Annotated in this window: 17 protein-coding genes; 7 read left to right on the top strand and 10 right to left on the bottom strand. The window is 66.6% G+C overall.

What is annotated here, in order from left to right:
- Positions 1-24: 24 nt before the first annotated feature.
- The gene (locus CTP10_RS04990; RefSeq protein WP_116317592.1) at positions 25-846 is read left to right on the top strand and encodes a carbon-nitrogen hydrolase family protein; all 822 of its coding nucleotides are present in this window, start codon (positions 25-27) and stop codon (positions 844-846) included.
- Between the two features lie 105 nt (positions 847-951).
- On the top strand, positions 952-2,412 hold the full coding sequence (tldD, locus tag CTP10_RS04985) for a metalloprotease TldD (RefSeq protein ID WP_116317591.1): 1,461 nt from the start codon (positions 952-954) through the stop codon (positions 2,410-2,412).
- 43 nt (positions 2,413-2,455) lie between these two features.
- On the opposite strand, the gene CTP10_RS04980 is transcribed toward tldD, so the two are convergent.
- Complete coding sequence (locus CTP10_RS04980; protein ID WP_116317590.1) at positions 2,456-3,529, bottom strand: class I SAM-dependent methyltransferase; 1,074 nt, start codon at positions 3,527-3,529, stop codon at positions 2,456-2,458.
- 473 nt (positions 3,530-4,002) lie between these two features.
- Between CTP10_RS04980 and aroG the strand changes: the two genes are divergently transcribed.
- Positions 4,003-5,082 carry a 3-deoxy-7-phosphoheptulonate synthase AroG gene (gene aroG / locus CTP10_RS04975; protein ID WP_116317589.1) on the top strand — a complete coding sequence of 360 codons (1,080 nt, stop codon included), beginning with the start codon at positions 4,003-4,005 and terminating at the stop codon, positions 5,080-5,082.
- 42 nt (positions 5,083-5,124) lie between these two features.
- On the opposite strand, the gene CTP10_RS04970 is transcribed toward aroG, so the two are convergent.
- The 6 genes from CTP10_RS04970 to nosZ all read right to left on the bottom strand — a co-directional run bounded on the left by CTP10_RS04970 (position 5,125) and on the right by nosZ (position 13,290).
- Positions 5,125-5,658, bottom strand: a complete 534-nt coding sequence (locus tag CTP10_RS04970) for a nitrous oxide reductase accessory protein NosL (RefSeq protein WP_116317588.1) — start codon at positions 5,656-5,658, stop codon at positions 5,125-5,127.
- Complete coding sequence (locus tag CTP10_RS04965; RefSeq protein WP_199414502.1) at positions 5,658-6,497, bottom strand: ABC transporter permease; 840 nt, start codon at positions 6,495-6,497, stop codon at positions 5,658-5,660. The genes CTP10_RS04970 and CTP10_RS04965 overlap by 1 nt, the downstream gene beginning before the upstream one ends.
- A complete protein-coding gene (locus CTP10_RS04960; protein WP_116317587.1) occupies positions 6,494-7,441 on the bottom strand; it encodes an ABC transporter ATP-binding protein in 948 nt (315 codons plus the stop codon). The genes CTP10_RS04965 and CTP10_RS04960 overlap by 4 nt, the downstream gene beginning before the upstream one ends.
- On the bottom strand, positions 7,419-8,675 hold the full coding sequence (locus tag CTP10_RS04955) for a nitrous oxide reductase family maturation protein NosD (protein ID WP_116317586.1): 1,257 nt from the start codon (positions 8,673-8,675) through the stop codon (positions 7,419-7,421). Before CTP10_RS04955 ends, CTP10_RS04960 begins: the two co-directional genes overlap by 23 nt.
- A complete protein-coding gene (locus CTP10_RS04950; RefSeq protein WP_116317585.1) occupies positions 8,672-11,278 on the bottom strand; it encodes a NosR/NirI family protein in 2,607 nt (868 codons plus the stop codon). Before CTP10_RS04950 ends, CTP10_RS04955 begins: the two co-directional genes overlap by 4 nt.
- A gap of 68 nt (positions 11,279-11,346) precedes the next feature.
- Positions 11,347-13,290, bottom strand: a complete 1,944-nt coding sequence (nosZ, locus tag CTP10_RS04945; RefSeq protein WP_116317584.1) for a TAT-dependent nitrous-oxide reductase — start codon at positions 13,288-13,290, stop codon at positions 11,347-11,349.
- 301 nt (positions 13,291-13,591) lie between these two features.
- Between nosZ and CTP10_RS04940 the strand changes: the two genes are divergently transcribed.
- On the top strand, positions 13,592-14,605 hold the full coding sequence (locus tag CTP10_RS04940; RefSeq protein ID WP_116317583.1) for an FAD:protein FMN transferase: 1,014 nt from the start codon (positions 13,592-13,594) through the stop codon (positions 14,603-14,605).
- An 89-nt stretch (positions 14,606-14,694) separates the two neighbouring features.
- Here the strand turns inward: CTP10_RS04940 and CTP10_RS04935 are convergent, their stop codons facing one another.
- Together CTP10_RS04935 and CTP10_RS04930 are read right to left on the bottom strand one after the other, a co-directional pair.
- Complete coding sequence (locus tag CTP10_RS04935; RefSeq protein ID WP_116317582.1) at positions 14,695-15,093, bottom strand: c-type cytochrome; 399 nt, start codon at positions 15,091-15,093, stop codon at positions 14,695-14,697.
- Between the two features lie 10 nt (positions 15,094-15,103).
- A complete protein-coding gene (locus CTP10_RS04930) occupies positions 15,104-15,451 on the bottom strand; it encodes a c-type cytochrome (RefSeq protein WP_116317581.1) in 348 nt (115 codons plus the stop codon).
- A gap of 535 nt (positions 15,452-15,986) precedes the next feature.
- Here CTP10_RS04930 and CTP10_RS04925 point away from each other — a divergent pair.
- Genes CTP10_RS04925 through CTP10_RS04915 form a run of 3 tightly spaced genes read left to right on the top strand, consistent with a single transcriptional unit; the run spans position 15,987 to position 18,689 of the window.
- The gene (locus tag CTP10_RS04925) at positions 15,987-16,877 is read left to right on the top strand and encodes an AAA family ATPase (protein ID WP_116317580.1); all 891 of its coding nucleotides are present in this window, start codon (positions 15,987-15,989) and stop codon (positions 16,875-16,877) included.
- 14 nt (positions 16,878-16,891) lie between these two features.
- Complete coding sequence (locus CTP10_RS04920; protein WP_116317579.1) at positions 16,892-17,485, top strand: GNAT family N-acetyltransferase; 594 nt, start codon at positions 16,892-16,894, stop codon at positions 17,483-17,485.
- A gap of 28 nt (positions 17,486-17,513) precedes the next feature.
- Positions 17,514-18,689: a vWA domain-containing protein gene (locus CTP10_RS04915; protein ID WP_116317578.1), complete on the top strand. Its 1,176-nt coding sequence runs from the start codon at positions 17,514-17,516 to the stop codon at positions 18,687-18,689.
- A 114-nt stretch (positions 18,690-18,803) separates the two neighbouring features.
- Here the strand turns inward: CTP10_RS04915 and CTP10_RS04910 are convergent, their stop codons facing one another.
- On the bottom strand, positions 18,804-19,712 hold the full coding sequence (locus CTP10_RS04910; RefSeq protein WP_116317577.1) for a LysR family transcriptional regulator: 909 nt from the start codon (positions 19,710-19,712) through the stop codon (positions 18,804-18,806).
- Positions 19,713-19,772 lie beyond the last annotated feature (60 nt).

Raw genomic sequence — 19,772 nt, 5'->3', positions numbered from 1 at the left:
AAGTCCAAGAGGAAACCAACGCCCATGACCGCCCCCGCCCCGTTCCACGTGGCCGCCGTGCAGACCGTCACCGGCACTTCGCTCGATGCCAATCTCGCGCGTGCCGAGGCGCTGATCGCCGAGGCCGCCGCCGGCGGCGCGCAACTGGTGCTGCTGCCCGAGTACTTCTGCATGATGGGCCGCTCCGAAGCGGACAAGGTGGCCGTGCGCGAGCACGACGGCGACGGCCCGGTGCAGCAGTTCCTGGCCGACGCCGCACGCCGCCACGGCATCTGGCTGGTGGGCGGCACGCTGCCGATGTGGTGCGACGACCCGGCACGCGTGTACAACACCTCGCTCGCCTTCGACCCGCGCGGCGAGCGCGTGGCGCGCTACGACAAGATCCACCTGTTCGGCTTCACGCGCGGGGCCGAGAGCTATGACGAATCGCGCACCATCCTGGCCGGCCGCACCCCCGTCAGCTTCGACGCGCCGTGCGGGCGCGTGGCCATGTCGGTGTGCTACGACCTGCGCTTTCCCGAGCTGTACCGCGGGCTGGCGTCCGACGCAGGCACCAGCCTGATCCTGATGCCCGCCGCCTTCACCTACACCACGGGCCAGGCGCACTGGGAGATCCTGCTGCGCGCCCGCGCCATCGAAAACCAGTGCTATGTGCTGGCCGCCGCACAGGGTGGCAAGCACGAGAACGGTCGCCGCACCTGGGGCCACTCGATGCTGGTCGACCCCTGGGGCGAGGTGCTGGCCATGCTGCCCGAAGGCGAAGGCGTGGTGGCCGGCACCATCGACCCGGCGCGACTGGAAGAAGTCCGGCAAAACCTGCCGGCATTGCGTCACCGGGTGCTGTAGCATGTACGCAACCGCGGGGCCGCAGGCGGCGCCCGCACAAGGCATTTCACGCCACCGGCAAGACCCCTGTCGCGCCGGGGCGGCAATCGGAAAAAAGGACATCTCATGAACGCCGGCGATCTCGGAATCCGCAACCTGGCCACCGCGCAGCAACTGCTGCTGGCGCCATATGGCCTGGACGAGGCCAAGCTGCAGCGCGTGCTGGCCGATATCTTCACGCACAAGGTCGACTATGCCGACCTGTACTTCCAGTACACCCGCAACGAGGCGTGGAGCCTGGAAGAAGGCATCGTCAAGTCGGGCAGCTTCAGCATCGACCAGGGCGTGGGCGTGCGCGCCGTATCGGGCGACAAGACCGCCTTTGCCTATTCGGACGACATCAGCCTGGCCGCGCTGTCGCAGGCGGCAGCCGCCACCCGCACCATCGGCCGCGCCGGCAACGGCCGCGTCAAGGTGGCGGGCGAACTGGCCTCGCACGCCGGCCGCAGCCTGTATGCACCCAACGACCCGCTGGATTCGATGAGCGCCGCCGAAAAGGTGGCACTGCTGGAACGCATCGAACGCATGGCGCGCGCCAAGGACCCGCGCGTGGTGCAGGTGATGGCCGGCCTGGCCGGCGAATACGACGTGGTGCTGGTGGCGCGCAGCGACGGCGTGATCGCCGCCGACGTGCGGCCGCTGGTGCGCGTGTCGGTGACGGTGATCGCCGAACAGGGCGGGCGCCGCGAGATCGGCTCCTCGGGTGGCGGCGGCCGCTATGCCTATGGGTACTTCAGCAACGAACTGCTGCAGAAATACGTGGACGAAGCCGTGTCGTCGGCGCTGGTCAACCTGGACGCCCGCCCCGCCCCGGCCGGCGCGATGACCGTGGTGCTGGGCCCGGGCTGGCCCGGCGTGCTGCTGCATGAGGCCGTCGGCCATGGGCTGGAAGGCGACTTCAACCGCAAGGGCTCATCGGCTTTCGCCGGCCGCATGGGCGAGCGCGTCGCGGCCAAGGGCGTGACCGTGGTCGACGATGGCACGCTGGCCAACCGCCGCGGCTCGCTCAACCTCGACGACGAAGGCAACCCGACCCAGTGCACCACGCTGATCGAGGACGGCATCCTGCGCGGCTATATCCAGGACACGCTCAACGCGCGCCTGATGAAGATGCCGGTCACCGGCAACGCGCGCCGCGAAAGCTATGCCGCGCTGCCGATGCCGCGCATGACCAACACCTACATGCTCAACGGCGACAGGGATCCGCAGGAAATCATCGCCAGCGTCAAGAAGGGCCTGTATGCGGTCAACTTCGGCGGCGGCCAGGTCGATATCACCAACGGCAGGTTCGTATTCTCGGCAAGCGAGGCGTACATGATCGAGGACGGCAAGATCACGTACCCGGTCAAGGGCGCGACGCTGGTCGGCAACGGCCCGGAATCGCTGAAGGACGTGACCATGATCGGCAACGACATGCGCCTGGATTCCGGCGTTGGCGTCTGCGGCAAGGAAGGCCAGAGCGTGCCGGTCGGCGTGGGCCAGCCGACGCTGCGGATTGAAAACATGACGGTGGGCGGCACTGCCTGACGCTGCATCGCCCCAGCGAAACGGGACCCGCGGGTCCCGTTTTTCATGATGCCTCTTGTGCGTGCGGCCGCGCCTCGTACACCAGGTTGAACGGCGTCTGCGCCGCCCTGCGGAAGCTGCCGAAGCCCGCCTGCTCGGCCACCCCGCGCAGGCGCGCCTCCCCCGCCTGCGCGCCCAGGCACAACCCGACTTCCTGCGAACGCGACGCCGGCGTGCAGATGAAGGTCGACGCGGAATAGAACACGCGCGCGACCGGATTGAGGTTGTCTTCCAGCTTGTCGTTGGCGAACGGCTCGACGATCAGCCATGCGCCGTCGGGCCGCAGCGTCTCGCGCACGTGCCGCGCCGCGCCGACCGGATCGCCCATGTCGTGCAGGCAGTCGAACACCGCGACCAGGTCGTAGTCCTTGCCGGCATAGTCCTTCGCGCTGGCCACTTCGAAGCGCACGCGATCGCCCACGCCGGCGCGCCGCGCGGCCTCGGTGGCATGGCGTACCGAAGGCTCGTGGTAGTCGAAGCCGACGAAGCGCGAGGCCGGATAGGCCTGCGCCATGATGATGGTCGACGCGCCATGGCCACAGCCGACGTCGGCCACGCTGGCGCCGTCCCTGAGCCGCGCCTCGATGCCGTCGAGCGCGGGGATCCATTCCGAGACCAGGTGCGCGGCATAGCCGGGCCGGAAAAAGCGTTCGGTCCCGTGGAACAGCGCCGGGTCGTGTTCATGCCAGCCCAGCCCGCGCCCGTTGCGGAAGATATCGATCATCCTGGGAATGGCGCGGAACTGCGCCACGGCAATCTGGAACGCGCCGGGGATGAACGCCGGGCTGCCCTCTTGCGCCAGCGCGAAAGCCTGCTCTTCGTTCAGGCTGAACTCCGCGCTGTCGGGATCGTAGTCGACGTAGCCGCTGGCTGCCTGCGCCGACAGCCATTCGCGCAGGTAGCGCACGTCGGTATGGGTCTTTTGCGCCAGCACGTCGACGGTCATCGGCTTTTCCGCCATGGCCTTGTACAGGCCCAGTTCATCGCCGACCACCACGGTGGCCGCGTGCATCACCGCGCCGATATCGTGGACGAATTTCTCCATGAAGGCATTCAGCCTCGCCTCATCGACGCTCATGATGCACCTCCCCGTGCGCTCCCTCCCGTCCAATATAGGCCGCGGCCGTAGCCGATACAGCAAGGAAATTGCGCGCCACACGAGGCATGGCGCGAGCGCGCGCGCGACGCCGCGGACACTTGCCAACCCCGGCAAAAGGCGCTATAAAGATGCTTCGTCGTGCCGCAGGCAATCAAGGCGCGTCAAACAATTGTCGACCGGCGCGCAATTTCCTGCCTTTCTGCTACGCAGTGCAGCATGAATTCAGCGCCTATCCACAAAATCGAATCAAGCTGACCCCAGCCAACGTCCTTTCCCGCCATGTCCGCTAAGTTTTACTTTTACTTTTTTAGCGATCTCACACCGCTGGCGGATAGGGAGGGACGGCTGTAAGCGCCCCGAATACAAAAGAAACCGCCAGCGACCCTGGCGGTTTTTTTATACCTGTTTGTTTCCCCCACTCTCACGACCTCACAAGAAATCCTGGAGCCATCATGCTGAAGAACACCGACGACCTGCGCATTCGCGAACTCAAGGAGCTGCTGCCGCCGGCGCACCTGATCCGCGAATTTGGCTGCTCTGAAAAGGCTTCGGACGTGATCTACGGCGCGCGCCAGTCCATGCACCGCATCCTTCACGGCATGGATGACCGGCTCATCGTCATCATCGGCCCGTGCTCGATCCACGATACCCGCGCCGCGCTGGAATACGCCAAGCTGCTCAAGGTGCAGCGCGACCGCTTCGCCAACGAGCTGGAAGTGGTGATGCGCGTCTACTTCGAGAAGCCGCGCACCACGGTGGGCTGGAAAGGCCTGATCAACGACCCGCACATGGACGGCAGCTTCAAGATCAACGATGGCCTGCGCACCGCGCGCGAACTGCTGCTGAACATCAGCGAGATGGGCGTGCCGACCGGCACCGAGTACCTCGACATGATCAGCCCGCAATACATCGCCGACCTGGTCAGCTGGGGCGCGATCGGCGCGCGCACCACCGAGTCGCAGGTGCACCGCGAGCTGGCCTCGGGACTGTCGTGCCCGGTGGGCTTCAAGAACGGCACCGACGGCAACGTCAAGATCGCGGTGGACGCAATCAAGGCCGCGTCGCAGCCGCACCATTTCCTGTCGGTGACCAAGGGCGGCCACTCGGCGATCGTGTCGACCTCCGGCAACGAGGACTGCCACGTGATCCTGCGCGGCGGCAAGGCGCCCAACTACGATGCCGCCAGCGTGCAGGAAGCGTGCGACGCCATCTCCAAGGCCGGGCTGGCCTCGCGCCTGATGATCGATGCCTCGCATGCCAACAGCAGCAAGAAGCATGAGAACCAGATCCCGGTGTGCGAAGAGATCGGCCGCCAGGTCGCCGGCGGCGACCAGCGCATCATCGGCGTGATGGTCGAATCGCACCTGGTGGCTGGCCGCCAGGACCACGTGCAGGGCATGCCGTTGGAGGACCTGACCTACGGCCAGTCGGTCACCGATGCGTGCATCGGCTGGGATGAGTCGGTCAAGGTGCTGGAAGGCCTGGCGGAATCGGTGCGCCAGCGCCGCCTGGTGCCGGGCAGCGGCAACTGAGCCACCAACCCCTCCAATCGCGCGCGCCTTGCGTGACAGCCATTACATCCGGCTGTCGTGCATGGCGCCGCCGCTGAGGTCCGCCAGTTCCGGCGTCACCTCGGCATAGCGCAGCAGCCTGCCGCCATGGCGGGCGACAAAGGCGCTGGCATCGCTTTGCGCCCGGAAGCTCGCCAGCGTCGGCCCCATCGATCCGTGGCGCCCGCTGCCGGCGACATACACGCCGGTGGTGGCATCGAACCAGTGGCCGCGCGGACGCTCCCAGTCAGCCCGCGCCATGTCCTGCACGAACACCGCGCGCACCGGCCTGACCTGCTCCGGCCGCAGCAGCGCGTGGAACATTTCCACCGTGTCGCAGAACCAGTGCGGGCGTGCTTCGCCCGCGTAGAAGACCTGCGCCTTGGGGCCAGGATAGTCGGCCAGCAGCATGCCATCCAGCTCGCAGGCGGTGGCGGACTCGATCTCATGCGGGTGCACGGCGCCGTCGGGCTTCTTGCCGCAGGCGGCAACGAAGACCGTGGCACCGGCCATGGCGAGCATCAGGTGGCGGCGGCGCAAAGACGATGGGGAACACATCAGCGGAATCTCCGGGCAGCAAGGACCAGCGGCACGGCGATCCACGCCAGCAGCGCCGCGCCGGTAGGCCAGGGGCTGGCCAGCGCCGGCGGCACGATGCTGGCAACGCCGCCGGCGCTGCGCAACTGGTCGAGTGAAAAGGCATTGACGATGCGGAACAGGTCCGCGGGGTTCAGCAGCAGCAGCCACGCGATCCAGTCGGTGCCAGACGCGCTGGCGCCGCCCTCGCCCGCGCCGGCGACCAGCAGCCCGAGCAGCAGCAGGTCGAACACCAGCACGAAGAAGAACCACAGGCCGATCGCCAGGCCCGATGCCTGCGCGCGGTCGCGCGACAGCACCGACAGCCACAGCGCCAGGCTCAGGAATGCCAGGCCCAGCAGCGCGGCACTCGCGACGAAGCCGAGGTAGTGGTACAGGCCCGGCCAGCCGAACTGGCGCGCCAGCAGCACCGCCATCAACGCAAAGCCGCCGGTGGTGGCCAGCAGCAATGCGGCGGCCAGCCCGAGGTACTTGCCCAGCAGCAGCTCGCCGCGCGTCAGCGGCAATGACAGCAGCAGGTCGAGCGAGCCACGCTCGCGCTCGCCCACCACGGCATCGAAACCGAGCAGCAGCGCGATCATCGGCACCAGGTAGATCACCAGGCTCGCCAGGCTGGTGATGACGAACTCCAGCGAACGCGGTCCGAGCACACCCTGCTCGGCGCCGCCGAAATAGCCGATCGCCAGCGACAGTGCGGTGAAGACGACCGCCACGGCGAGCACCCAGCGGTTGCGCATGCGGTCGCGGAATTCCTTGGCGGCAATCGCGGCCACCTGCCTTGCATCGATGCGCGCGTTCATGCTTGCCCCCGCATGCCGAGATACAGGTCTTCGAGGGACGGCTCGCGGATCTGCAGGTCCAGCAGGCGGCCCGCCAGCGGCTGCAATGCGGCCAGCACCGGCATCTTGGCCGCAACGGGACAGCGCACGGTCAGTTCCGCCGGCTCCCCGTCCACCACTTCGATGTTGTCCCACGCTTGCGTCCGCAGCAGGCGCAGCGCCTCTTCGCGCGCGCCCGGTTCGAGCCGCAGCGCCAGCGTCAGCGGCAGCCCCGCCTGCGCGCGCAGCGCTTCCAGGCTGCCGGTGGCCTGCAAACGGCCGGCGGCGAGAATGGCGAAGCGATCGATGCGCTGCTGCAGCTCGGCCAGGATGTGCGAGGTGATGACGATGGTCACGCCGCGTTCGCGCAATGCGTTGAGCATCAGGTAGAAGTCGCGGATTGCCGCCGGGTCCAGTCCGTTGGTCGGCTCGTCGAGGAACAGCACGCGCGGCGCGCCGAGCAGCGCCTGCGCGAAGCCGAGCCGTTGACGCATGCCTTTCGAATACTCGCGCACCGGCCGCGCGGCGGCGGCGGACAGGCCGACCTGATCGAGCATCGGCGCGCACGTATCCGCGCTCGCGCCCTTCAGGCGCGCGAAGAAGCGCAGCGTTTCCAGGCCGCTCAGGTTGTCATAGAGCACCAAGTGCTCGGGCAGGTAGCCGATGCCGCACCGGGCGTTGCGAAATGCGCGGCTGCCCACGTCGGCACCGGCGACGCGCAACGTGCCATGCGTAGGTGGCAACAGTCCCAGCATCATCCTGAACAGCGTGCTCTTGCCCGCGCCGTTGTGCCCGATCAGCCCGAGCAGTTCGCCCTGCCCCACGCTGAGGCTGACGTCGTCGACGGCGCGCAACGCGCCGAAATGCCGGCTGACGCCGGCCAGCACGATGGCGTCGTGCGGTTCAGCGGCCGCTGGCCTGAGCATCCCAGTCCCTCCAGTTGGCGCGCACCGGGCGCATCCGCGGATAAGCATCGACTACGCCCGGCGCCCGGATCACCGGGAACTGCCGTCCCGCCAGCCGCAGCGCCTGCAGGGCCGGACTGCCCAGCAGCAGCGTCACGCCCGGATAGCGCCAGCCCAGCCGGTCGACGAGGTCATTGGCCTGGTACGGCACGTCGCCCACGCCATCGCCGTCGCGGTCCCAGCCCAGGTAGTTGCTCCAGTAGTTGCCCTGCCCGCGCCCGCCCCATGGTTCGTCGCGCGCGCCCACGTAGCGCACCGGCTCGCGGTTGCCGATGAAATCGTTGCCCTGCACTACGTTGCGCGTCGAACCGGCCGACAGGTGCACGCCGATCGCATTGCCCAGCACCAGGTTGCCGCGCAGCGTCACGTACTCGACGTCGTAGATAAAGAAGCCGCGCTGGTTGCCGGCGACCACGTTGCCTTCGATCACCGAGTCCTGCAGCGTGCGCAGCATGATGCCGTGGTCGGCATTGCCCCAGGTGCGGTTGTTGCGCACGAGCTGGTCGCGCACTTCCATCAGCGCCAGCCCGCCGCGGTTGCGGTAGCTGTCGTTGCCTTCCCACAGGTTGTGGTACGAGTTCATGTAATGGGTGCCGTAGCGGCTGTGGTGCAGCCGGTTGCCGCGAAAGATGGCATGGTGCGAGACATCGACGTAGAGCGCGTCGCGCACGAAGCTGATGTTGTTGTCGAGGATGCGTGCGCCGCGCGTGTTGTAGAGCTGCACGCCGTTACCGCGCTGCGCCGAGTTGTAATCGCGCTTGCCGGTGATGGTGTTGTGTTCGACGCGGACATCGTCGGCTTTCTCGATCCACAGCCCGAACAGGTTGTAGGTCAGGTCGCACCGGCGCACCGCCGCGCGGTGCGCGCCGGGGCGGATATAGATGCCGGCGTTCTGGTCCTTCAGGCTGTCGCCGGAGTCGCGCACGATCAGGCCTTCGACCGTCACGTCGGGCGCCGTGATGCGCAGCGTATCGCCGCGCAGCGCGCCGCTGAGCGTGGGCCGTGCAATGCCGCGCAGCACCAGCGGCTTGTCGACGACGAAGTTGCCGGTGTAATGGCCGCGCGCAATCTCGATGGTGTCGCCTGCGCCGGCGGCGTCGATCGCCGCCTGCAGCGACTGGCCGGGCTGCACGCGCCAGGTCGCGGCCTGCGCGCAGGTCATGCAAAGCAGCGCGATACCAAGCAGCGCCTTCATGTGGCCAGCATCCCCATCGTCTTCAGCACCAGGAACAGCACCGCGCCGACCAGCAGGTTCTTGAAGCCGACATAGCTGAGCATGTCCATCACCGTGGCGCGCCGGCAGCGGCCGCGCCACCACGGGCCATCCTTGACGTAGCGCTTGCCCGACAGGCGGATCAGCACCTCGTACAGGCTCCAGCCCAGCCACCATCCGATCACCGCGCCCGCGCGCATTTGTCCGCTGGCGGCCAGCGCCCACGCGACGGTGGCCGCCAGCGCCACCGCAAGCCCCGCCATCTGCAATGCAGCGGCGGTGCGCCAGCCCTGCCCGCTCCATGGCCACAAGTGGTCCCACAGCTCGGCGGACCAGCGCGTGGCGCCAGCCCTTGCCGCGTACGGCGCCACCGGGTCGGTCGGCATCCTCGGATCGGGGCCCGACGGCTGCTTCGCGTCGGCCGGCACCGGCACCAGCGGGATGAAATACCCGTCGCGCCCGACTGGCGCCAGCGCCAGCCCGTCGCGCTCGCGCCGCTTGCGCTCGCGGGCCAGCGGCGGGCAGCCGCGCGTATCGGTATAGAGCACCATGCAGTCGAGGCAATGCAGGCATTCGCGCTGGTCGATGCGGCCGTCGGCATCGATCGCCTGCGCGCCGCAGCCCACCGCGCATGCCTTGCAGTGGTTGCAATCGGGCTTGCGCCGCAGGCCAAACCAGCGGAACGTGCTGGGCATCGCCAGTGCTGCGCCGAGCGGGCACAGGTACTTGCAGTAAGGCCGTTCGACAAACAGCGACAGTCCCAGCAGCGTGCAGGCGAACAGCCCGTACGGCCACGCGCGGTTCGGGATGCCGACCAGGAAGGTCGTCTTGAACGGCTCGATCTCAGCCAGCATCTCGGCCAGCCCCATCGAAAACACCGACACCGCCAGCAGCCCGAAAAACACACCGTACTTGACCCACTTGAGCCGGTCATGCCAGCGACGCGGCAGTTGCCGCTGCCATCGCTTCAGTCCGAGGAAGCGGCCCAGCTTGTAGATCGCCTCGGACAGCGAGCCGAACGGGCACAGCCAGCCGCAGAACAGCCCGCGCCCGAACAGCAGCACGGTGGCGATGATGAAGATCCAGAAGCAGAAGATAAAGGGATCGCTGAGGAACAACGCCCAGTCCCAGCGCAGCAGCAGCGCATGGAACCACGTCAGCACCTGCGTGATCGACGGCTGCGCCATCGCGCCGAAGCCGACAAAGACGATGCTGAGGCCCCAGGCCGTGTACTTGAACGCGTTGACCGGCCATTTGTTCTTGTGCGTGGCGCGCCGCGTCAGGCGGTCGCGCAGTGCGTAGACCAGCGTGACCGCACCGAGCAGCGCGATGAACAGGCTAATTGCGGTGGCCTGCTTGCGCCAGACCTTGCGCCACGGCGCCTCGGGTTCGTCGACCTGTGGCCGGCCGCCCTGCAGCATCGCTGCCGGCAGCCAGTACGGCGCATCGAAGCTGGCGAAGCTGCGCGTGCCGGTGGCGCGGTCGACGCGATTGCCAAGGAACGACAGCTTCCATGGATAGGCGGCGGAAAACGCCGTCGACCGGATCACGAAGATCGCAGACTCCGTCACCGCCGGCGCGCCCTCCGCCGCGACGCCGTAGAGGTTGAGGTAGTCCAGGTCGCGGAAGGTGAACGCGTCGGCAGCCTGTCGCACCTGCACGCGATCGTAGATGCCGCCGCGCACGAACCCGGAGCCCTTGAACGACTCCGACCCCGCGGTACGGATGACGAAGATGGCATGCTCGCCGGGCTTCAGCTGCGCGCGCAATCCCTGCCAGCCGGCATCGCCCAGCACGCTGCGGCCGATGTCGGGATGGTTGAGGTCGCCAAACCATAATTCGATAAAGGGCTCGCCGCCACCGGCCAGCCCGACTTGCGCCGGCTGCACGAGCAGCCGCTGCACCAGGCCGCCGGCCACCATTTGCTGCCAGCCATAGTGCTTGCCGTTTTCCGCATATCGCGCCGGTGCCCGCTGCGTCGGCGCCAGGATGCCGACCTGCCGCGCCACCGCCGCGCCCGATATGGTCAGCACCTGGTTCTGCGCGATCACCGTCACGGTAGCCCCGGAAATGGCATCCACGCCGACCACGCCCTCGTCCGGCCGCGACTGCCCGACCTCGATCTTGTCGCCAACCGACTTGCCAACGTACTGCCGGTTGAAATCGAGCAGCGCCGATTCCGGGATGCCCAGCAGCAGGATCGGCTCCGAATGCTTCAGTACCCTGACGCCCGTGTACTGTCCCCGCGTATCCATGCCGATCAGCGTCACCACCGGCTTGCCGGAATACGCCGGCGTATCGGTGATATCGGTGGACAGCATCACGTAGCCGAGCAGATCTTGCTTGCCGTCCGCGCCGGTGCGATAGCCCTCTACGTAGGGCGGTTGACCCTTGCGCGTGGAAAAGCTGGTCGCGCCGGGCAGCACTTCGGTGCAGGGCACCAGTGCGCACAGGTCCGCCGCGGTGGACAGTTCCGGCGGCAAGGCTGCCTCGTAGGCGCCCGCATGTGCCGGCGCAACAAAGCCAAGCGCCAGTACGCACGCGGCGAAGCACGCCGCGAGCCGTTCGAGAAATGCGTGGATCATGGAATTGGGGGCAAGCAGACAACCGGCGCAGCGGCAAGCACCGCGCCAGGTCATCCACGCATGCCGTCTCAGGCCTCGACGATCATGCGGCTGCGCATCTCAAGATGCAGCGCGTGGCAGAAGTGGGTGCAGTAGCACCAGAACACGCCCGGCTTGTCGGCGACAAAGGTCACCGACGCGGTTTCGAGCGGATTGACGATGAAGTTGATGTTGTACTTGGGGATGGCAAACCCGTGCGTCAGGTCTTCGATCTTGTCCAGGTTGGTGAGGATCAGCGTGACCTCGTCGCCCTTCTTCAGCTTGATCTCGCGCAGCGAGAACACAGGCGCCTGCGACGTGATCTTCACCGTCACCTTCTTGCCGTTGCGGAACACGCCCGACTGCTGCGGATCCTTCACCGCCAGCGGGAAATCATCCAGCGCGTAGACCTGCTTGGGCCGCAGCAGCTCGCGGCGGAAGATGATGAAGTCGTGCGGTTCGCTGTGCACCGGGTGGTCCGCCAGCAGCACCATCTTGTCGCCGGAGATATCGATCAGCTGCTCGTTCTCGGCATGCAGCGGCCCCACCGGCAGGAAACGATCCTTGGAGAACTTGCAGCCTACTCCCAGGAACTTGCCGTCGGCGGCAATCGTCTCGGACTGCGAGGCGTTCAGGTGGCCGGGCTGGTACTGCACGTCGAGCCGGTCGACCACGTACTTGGCGTTCTTGTCGCCCTTGTGGAAGCGGATCGCCGAGTCGATGTTCCACTTGACGATCTGGCTGTCGAGGAACAGCGTGGTGTAGGCATTGCCGCGCCCGTCGAAGGCAGTATGCAGCGGCCCCAGGCCCAGTTCGACCTCGGCGACGATGGCGTCGTCGAGCTTCTCCAGCTTGCCGTCGAACCAGTCCAGCACCTTCGCAAGCTCGATCACGGTGCCGGTCGGCGACAGCTTGCCGGCGCAGATGAAGTACTTCTGGTCCGGGCTCGCATTGACCCCGTGCGGGTTCTTCGGCACCGAGACGTAGGCGGTCAGCGCGGTCTTCGGGTCGGCGTTGGCCGTGTGCGTGCCGTCCACCACCGGCACCTTCGAGTCGCCGATGGTCTTGAACTTCCCAGCCTTGATTGCAGCCTCGATGCGGGCGATGTTGAAGAACAGGCAGGCATCGCGCTCGGCCGACATCATGTCTTCATAGCGCGCGCCCATTTCGACGTTGTACTGGTTGGTAGCGGCCAGCTTGCCGTCGTACGAGGTCGCGACCAGGTCGCAGTTGCCGTCGATCAGCACCTGCCAGCGCACCGCCATCGTCTGCGCATCGACGCAGGTGAACAGCGAGCGGTACTTGCCCGCGTCCTCGGTCGGCGTATTGGGCAGTGGCAGGGCGAACTCCGCGCCGCAGAACACGCGCGTGGTGTAGTTGATGTTCGCGTCGACGGGGTCGCGCTTGTCCGGGAAGATGCCGTGGAAGCCCTGCACGTTAGGCAGGTCGGTGATCTTGTCGCAGACGAAATAGTCGAGCCGGATGCGCGCCAGCCGCGCGTTGATCTTGTCGTTGATCCATGCGTAGCGGCCATCGTAATTGCCGTCCTTGTACGAGGCATGCACGTGGTGCGTGTCGCCGACGGTGTACATCACGTGGCCGTCGGGGCCCGTGCCCATCACGCGCTTGGATTCATTGGTGATGCCCCAGCCGGTCAGCGCATCGGGCACGAAGCACGGGATACGATGCAGCTCACGCCCCGAGGGCAGGCCCAGCACGCGCACGTCGCCCGCATGGCCACCGCTCCACAGGCCGTAGTAGGTATCGAGCTCGCCCGGCTTCAGGTGCACCGAAGCACCGGCATGCGCGCTGCCATGTCCTGCGTGCGCACCGCTTGCCGCAGTGGCGGTGGCCGCGGCGGGCGCGCCGCCCTTGTCCGTGCACGCCGCCACGCCGGCCAGCCCGGCGAGCGCCGCCGTATTGATAAAGCGCCTTCGTCCCGGTGCCGCCGGTGCATCGGTGTGTGCCAGGGGGTCTTGGGAATGCCTCGTCATCTTCGATCCTCGAACCGTCATTGCAAAGGGCGGAGGGCTCCGCCCGCTTTCTTCGTTGTGTTGGTGGCCCTTTAGTGGCCTGTTGGTGCCGGCTACAAATAGTCGAAGCAGTTGACGCGAACGAGGTTGACGGTCGTCATGGATCTTTTAAATATTCATTTTTAATGCATGTTTTTGCGAAAACTGCCGGGAGAATGGCGGCACCACAACGTCATCAACTAATTCGGCAAGCGCCGCCCACCCTGTCATGCGCGCCAAGACCCTACCGGCAACGCTGTCTTCTTCCCCTCGCATCGACGCCATGCGGCGCAACGTGCTGCGCGCTGCCGCGGCCAGCGTGCCGATGCTTGCCACTGCCATGTTCTTCAGGCCGGCGCTGGCCGATGCCACGGTCACGCGCGTGTCGCGGCGCCTGCTGGGCACGCAAGTCGATATTTTGGTGCAGGACAGTTCTTACCTGGATGCAAGGTCCGGCATCGCCGCCGCCTTTGCCGAGATGGCGCGCCTGGAGCAACTGATGTCGCGCTACCGGCCCGACAGCCAGGTCAGCGCACTGCAGCGCGCAGCCGGCCGGCAACCGGTGCCGGTCGCACCGGAAGTGATGGCGGTGTTGCAAGCGGCGGCGGCGCTGTCGGCGCGCACCGGTGGTGCGTTCGACATTACCGTTGGTGCATTCGCCGGCTGGCGCTTTGGTGAAGACAACGCGCGCGTGCCTCCTGCCGCCGAGCTGGCACGCGAACGGGCGCTGGTGGACTACCGGCAGGTCATGCTCGACGAGCGCCGGGGCGAAGCGATGCTGCTACGCCCGGGCATGCGCCTGGACCTGGGCGGCATCGCCAAGCTGCCGATCCTGCAGGCGGGCATGCAGGTGCTGCGCAGGCATGGATTGCGTCATGCCATGATCAATGGCGGCGGCGATGTGCTGGCGAGCGGCCAGCTGCAAGGGCGCGACTGGCGCGTAGGCGTGCGCGACCCGCGCGCACCGGCGCGGCTGCTGGGCGTGCTGGCGGTTTCCGATGCCGTGGTCGCGTCCTCGGGCGACTATGAGCGCTGCTTCGTCGCCAACGGCAGGCGCTACCACCACGTGCTCGACCCCGCCAGCGGCATGCCGGCGGCGGGTCCGCATGGCGTGACGCTGGTGGCTTCACAGGCCGCGGCGGTCAATGGACTGGGCACTGCGTTGATGGTCGTGGGCGAGTCCGCCGCGGCCGGCCTGCTGCACAGTGCGGCCGGCGTCGACGCGCTGGTCGTAGGCGACGGCGAGCCTTGGGCCACGGCAGGGATGCGCCGCCGGCTGGCAGGTGTCGCGGCGTAGGACGCGCTGGCGCGCTGCCCAATGAAAAAGCCGCCTGTACCAAGGCGGCCTTTCCCTCTGCGACGGCGCGGCAGGCGCCGCGCCACGGCTTACTTCTTCAGCACCAGGTCGCCCGGCAGCGACTCGATATACGCCGCCATGTCCTTCAGCTCCTTGCGCGTGAACGGACGGGGCTTGCCGTCCTTGCCGGTCACGGCCGGATTGGCGTTGACCTGGCCGGCCATGATTGCATTGGAGCGGCCCACCAGGGAGTTGCCCGACACTTGGTACGACAGCAACGCGTGGTACAGGTAGTCGGCATGCTGGCCGGCCAGCTTGGGATAGTCAGGCGAAATCGGCTTGTTCATGCCCGCGCCGTGGCAGGCCACGCAGGCACCCTTTTCCACCAGCGTCTTGCCGTTGGCGAGGTCGGCGGCCGAGGCCGGCACTGCGGCGGCACCCAGCACGAGTGCGCCGAGCGCGATCGAAAGCGTCTTGAGCGTCTTCATGATGGGTCTCTTACTTCAGGGAGTTGTTCTGGGTATTCGCCTTCTGCTGCGAGTAGTAGGCAGCCACGTCGGCAATATCCTGCTCGGTCAGCGTGGCGGCGATGCTGCGCATCGTCGGGTGCTTGCGCTCGCCCTTCTGGTACGCCTTCAGCGCGTTTTCGATGTACTTGGCGCTCTGGCCGCCCAGCAGCGGTACTTCATAGATCTCGGGGAACGACGCACGGTAGCCCGGAATGCCGTGGCATCCGATGCACATTGCAACCTTGTCCTTGGCAGCGTCTCCATTGCCCTTGACTTCCTGTGCCTGCGTGGCCATTGCAGCCGCGCCCAGCACCACCATCGTGAGGAGCTTTTTCATTGTCTTTGCGGATTGGAAGTTAAACCGTGCTGACCTGCCCTGCCGGGGCGGGAGACGGTTTCAGAATGCTTCTGGGGAAGCCTGGCTTGGCAATGGGGTTGCCAGAGGTGCAACCCGCCAGGCATTCGGCACCCGGTCTTAATGCCGAGATGTGGAACACCATTCTGGAACCACCTCGCGCAATCGCCGCGACCCGGGCGGGCCGCTGGGACTTCTGAACGCGGACTGCCGGATACTGGAGAACTGGACGTGGGGCGCGTCAAACCGGCGCATTGTACAGCAGGCGACACCTGGCAGTCCAGCCACCCCCCCCGTGGCGGGCGGGCTGTCAACCCTGTCCAACACGAACCGCAAAGGTCTTTTATACTGGCCCATTCCGGGAAAGCGCACGACCGTTCGCTGGCGCCCGCAGCCAGCCCGGCCGTACCGTACCACCCATAATGAAAGCGCGCGTGACAGCGCGAAGAGACTGCGCCAAAACACGCCAACCCGGCCCGACCCTTCCAGGACAAGGCCGTCACCTCCAGGTTGCCTCATGTCAAACACCGCCAACGCTTCCGCCCAAGCACCCTCCGCCCAGCAGGTCAAATTCGAGGGCAGTGACCAGTATGTCGCCACCGACGACCTCAAGCTGGCCGTCAACGCCGCGCGCACGCTGCAGCGCCCGCTGCTGATCAAGGGCGAGCCCGGCACCGGCAAGACCATGCTGGCCGAGGAAGTGGCCGCCGCGCTGGGCATGCCGCTGCTGCAGTGGCATATCAAGTCGACCACCAAGGCCCAGCAGGGCCTGTACGAATACGACGCGGTCTCGCGCCTGCGCGACTCGCAGCTCGGCGACGACCGCGTGCACGACATCCGCAACTACATCGTCAAGGGCGTGCTGTGGCAGGCTTTCTCGGCCGACGAGCAGGTGGTGCTGCTGATCGACGAGATCGACAAGGCCGACATCGAATTCCCCAACGACCTGCTGCGCGAACTCGACCGCATGGAGTTCTACGTCTACGAGACGCGCGAACTGGTCAAGGCCAGGCACCGTCCGCTGGTGATCATCACCTCGAACAACGAGAAGGAACTGCCCGACGCCTTCCTGCGCCGTTGCTTCTTCCACTACATCAAGTTCCCGGACGCCGACACCATGCAGCAAATCGTCGACGTGCATTACCCCGGCATCAAGCGCGAGCTGGTCGCCGCCGCGCTGGAATCGTTCTACGAGATGCGCAACCTGCCGGGCCTGAAGAAGAAGCCGTCGACGTCCGAGCTGATCGACTGGCTCAAGCTGCTGATGGCCGAGGACATTCCGCCCGAGGCGCTGAAGAGCCCGGACAAGAAGGCCGCGATTCCGCCGCTGCACGGCGCGCTGCTGAAGAACGAGCAGGACGTGCACCTGTTCGAGCGCCTGGTGTTCATGAACCGCGCCAACCGCTGAGCGAGCTGCCTGTCATGACCGCCTTTGCCAAACCCGTGACCCTGGCCGGCAAGCACGCCACGCTGGAGCCGCTGCGCCCCGAACATGCCGACGGCCTGCGCGCCGCGTCGGCAGACGGCGAGCTGTACAAGCTCTGGTACACCAGCGTGCCCGCGCCCGAACGCATGGAAGCAGAGATCGCGCGGCGCCTGGGCCTGCAGGAACAGGGCTCGATGCTGCCGTTCGCGGTGCGCGACGCCGCGGGGGAACTGGCGGGCATGACCACCTACATGAATATCGACGCGGCCAACCGGCGCGTGGAGATCGGCTCCACCTGGTATGCGCGCCGGGTCCAGCGCACGCCGCTGAACACCGAGTGCAAGCTGATGCTGCTCGGCCATGCCTTCGACCAGCTCGACTGCATCGCCGTGGAATTCCGCACGCACTGGATGAACCAGCAGAGCCGCGCCGCGATCGCGCGGCTCGGCGCCAAGCAGGACGGCGTGCTGCGCAACCACCAGCGCATGCCGGACGGCTCGTTGCGCGATACCGTGGTGTTTTCGATCATCGCCAGCGAGTGGCCGACGGTGCGTCAACACCTGCAATTCCAGCTTGACCGACCGCGCTGAAGCGGCCGCCTACTGAACGCGAGGCATCATGCTGATCGATTTCTTCTTCTCGCTCCGACACGCCAAGCTGCCGGTCTCGGTCAAGGAATACCTGACCATGCTGGAAGCGCTCAAGGCACAGGTCATCACGCCGTCGATCGACGAGTTCTACTACCTGTCGCGCATGACGCTGGTCAAGGACGAGAAGCACTTCGACAAGTTCGACCAGACCTTCGGCGCCTATTTCAAGGGCGTGGAAAGCCTGGTCGACTGGAAGTCCGACATTCCGCTCGACTGGCTGCAGAAGACGCTGGAGCGCGAGCTGTCGCCCGAGGAAAAGGCCAGGATCGAGGCCATGGGCGGCCTCGACAAGCTGATGGAGCGCCTCAAGCAACTGCTCGAGGAGCAGAAGGAAAAGCACGAGGGTGGCAACAAGTGGATCGGCACCGGCGGCACCTCTCCGTTCGGCCACGGCGGCTACAACCCCGAAGGCATCCGCATCGGCGGCCCGAGCAAGGGCAACCGCACCGCGATCAAGGTGTGGGAAGCGCGCACCTACAAGGACTACGACGACCAGGTCGAGCTTGGCACGCGCAACATCAAGGTGGCGCTGCGCCGCCTGCGCCGTTTTGCGCGCGACGGGGCCGACACCGAGCTGGACCTGGACGACACCATCCACTCGACCGCCGCCAATGCCGGCCTGCTCGACATCAAGCTGCGGCCCGAGCGCCACAACAAGGTCAAGGTGCTGATGCTGATGGACGTGGGCGGCTCGATGGACGACCACATCAAGCGCGTGGAAGAACTGTTCTCGGCCACCAAGACCGAGTTCAAGCACCTGGAGTACTACTACTTCCACAACTGCCTGTACGACTACGTGTGGAAGAACAACCGCCGCCGCCATGCCGAAAAGCTGGCGACGTGGGACCTGCTGCACAAGTACACCTCCGACTACAAGATCATCTTCGTCGGCGACGCCACCATGAGCCCGTACGAGATCCTGCAGCCAGGCGGCTCGGTCGAGTACAACAACGCCGAGGCCGGCGCGGTGTGGCTGAACCGCATGACCGAGCAGTTCCCGCACTTCGTATGGCTCAACCCCGAGCCGGAAGGCCTGTGGCAGTACCGGCAGTCGATCACCGTGATCAACCAGCTGATGAAGGGGCGCATGTTCCCCGTTACGCTGGCCGGGCTGGAGCAGGCGATGAAGGTTTTGTCGAAGTAAGACTTTTCAAAATGCGCGCCGTAGCCGACGCCGCGCGAACCAGGCTCCCCTCTCCCGCAAACGGGTCGCAAACGGGAGAGGGGAGCAAACCGCCGGTATGCTGGGCTCCCCGCCTCAGCCGGGCCGCGCCAGGTCAGCGCCTTCCATCACCCAGGCGCGGAAGGTCCGCAGCGCGGGCAAGTGCTGCTTTTGCTCCGGGTAGCACAGGTAATAGCCCTTCTTGGCCAGCACCTGCGCCGGATGGGCGACCACCAGCGCGCCGGTGGCAAGTTCCTGTTCGATCAGGCAGCGCGGGATCAGCGCAATGCCAAGCCCCGACAGCGCCGCCTGCGTCAGCAGCGAGAACTGGTCGAAGCGCGCGCCGCCCCACGCCTGCCGCGTAGTCACGCCGAGGGTGGCGAACCAGTCGGGCCAGGCCTCCGGCACCGTGGTGTGGTGCAGCAGCGGATAGTGCAGCAATGCGGCCGGCGTGCGCGCGATGCCATCCGGTTCATTTGCCAGCAGGCCCGGCCGGCATACCGGCAGCACTTCGCGCCCCGTCATGTAGTCGGCCAGGCTGCCGGGCCAGACACCGTCGCCGAAGCGGATCGCCGCATCCAGGTCAGGCTCGGAAAAATCGTAGCCTTGCGCATGCGGCACGAATTCAAGCGTTACTTCCGGATGCCGGGCGAAGAACTGCGGCAGGCGCGGGATCAGCCACTTCGCGCCCAGCGTCGGCATGCTGGCGATATGCAGCACGCCGCCGCCACCCTGCCGCGCCATCAGCTCGACGGTGGCCGCCTCCAGCTCGTTCAGGCTGGGGCCGATGCGTTCCAGGTAGCGTTCGCCCGCCGTGGTCAGCACCAGCCGCTGGCGCACGCGATCGAACAGCTCCACGCCAAGATAAGCCTCCAGGCTGCGCACCTGCTTGCTGACCGCACCCTGCGTCACATGCAGCTCGCGCGCCGCCACGGTGAAGCTGTTGTGCCGGGCTGCGGCCTCGAAGGCCTGCAACTCGGTCAGCGACGGACACATGCGTCGCATAATTCACCTCTACTTCACGACCAGATGGAATGAGCTAGGGATTTTATTTCGTTTGCGAGG

It is taken from the genome of Cupriavidus sp. P-10 (genome assembly GCF_003402535.2).
In the GTDB taxonomy this organism is placed as follows: Bacteria; Pseudomonadota; Gammaproteobacteria; order Burkholderiales; family Burkholderiaceae; genus Cupriavidus.
This window is presented reverse-complemented; position numbering and strand designations above follow the sequence as displayed.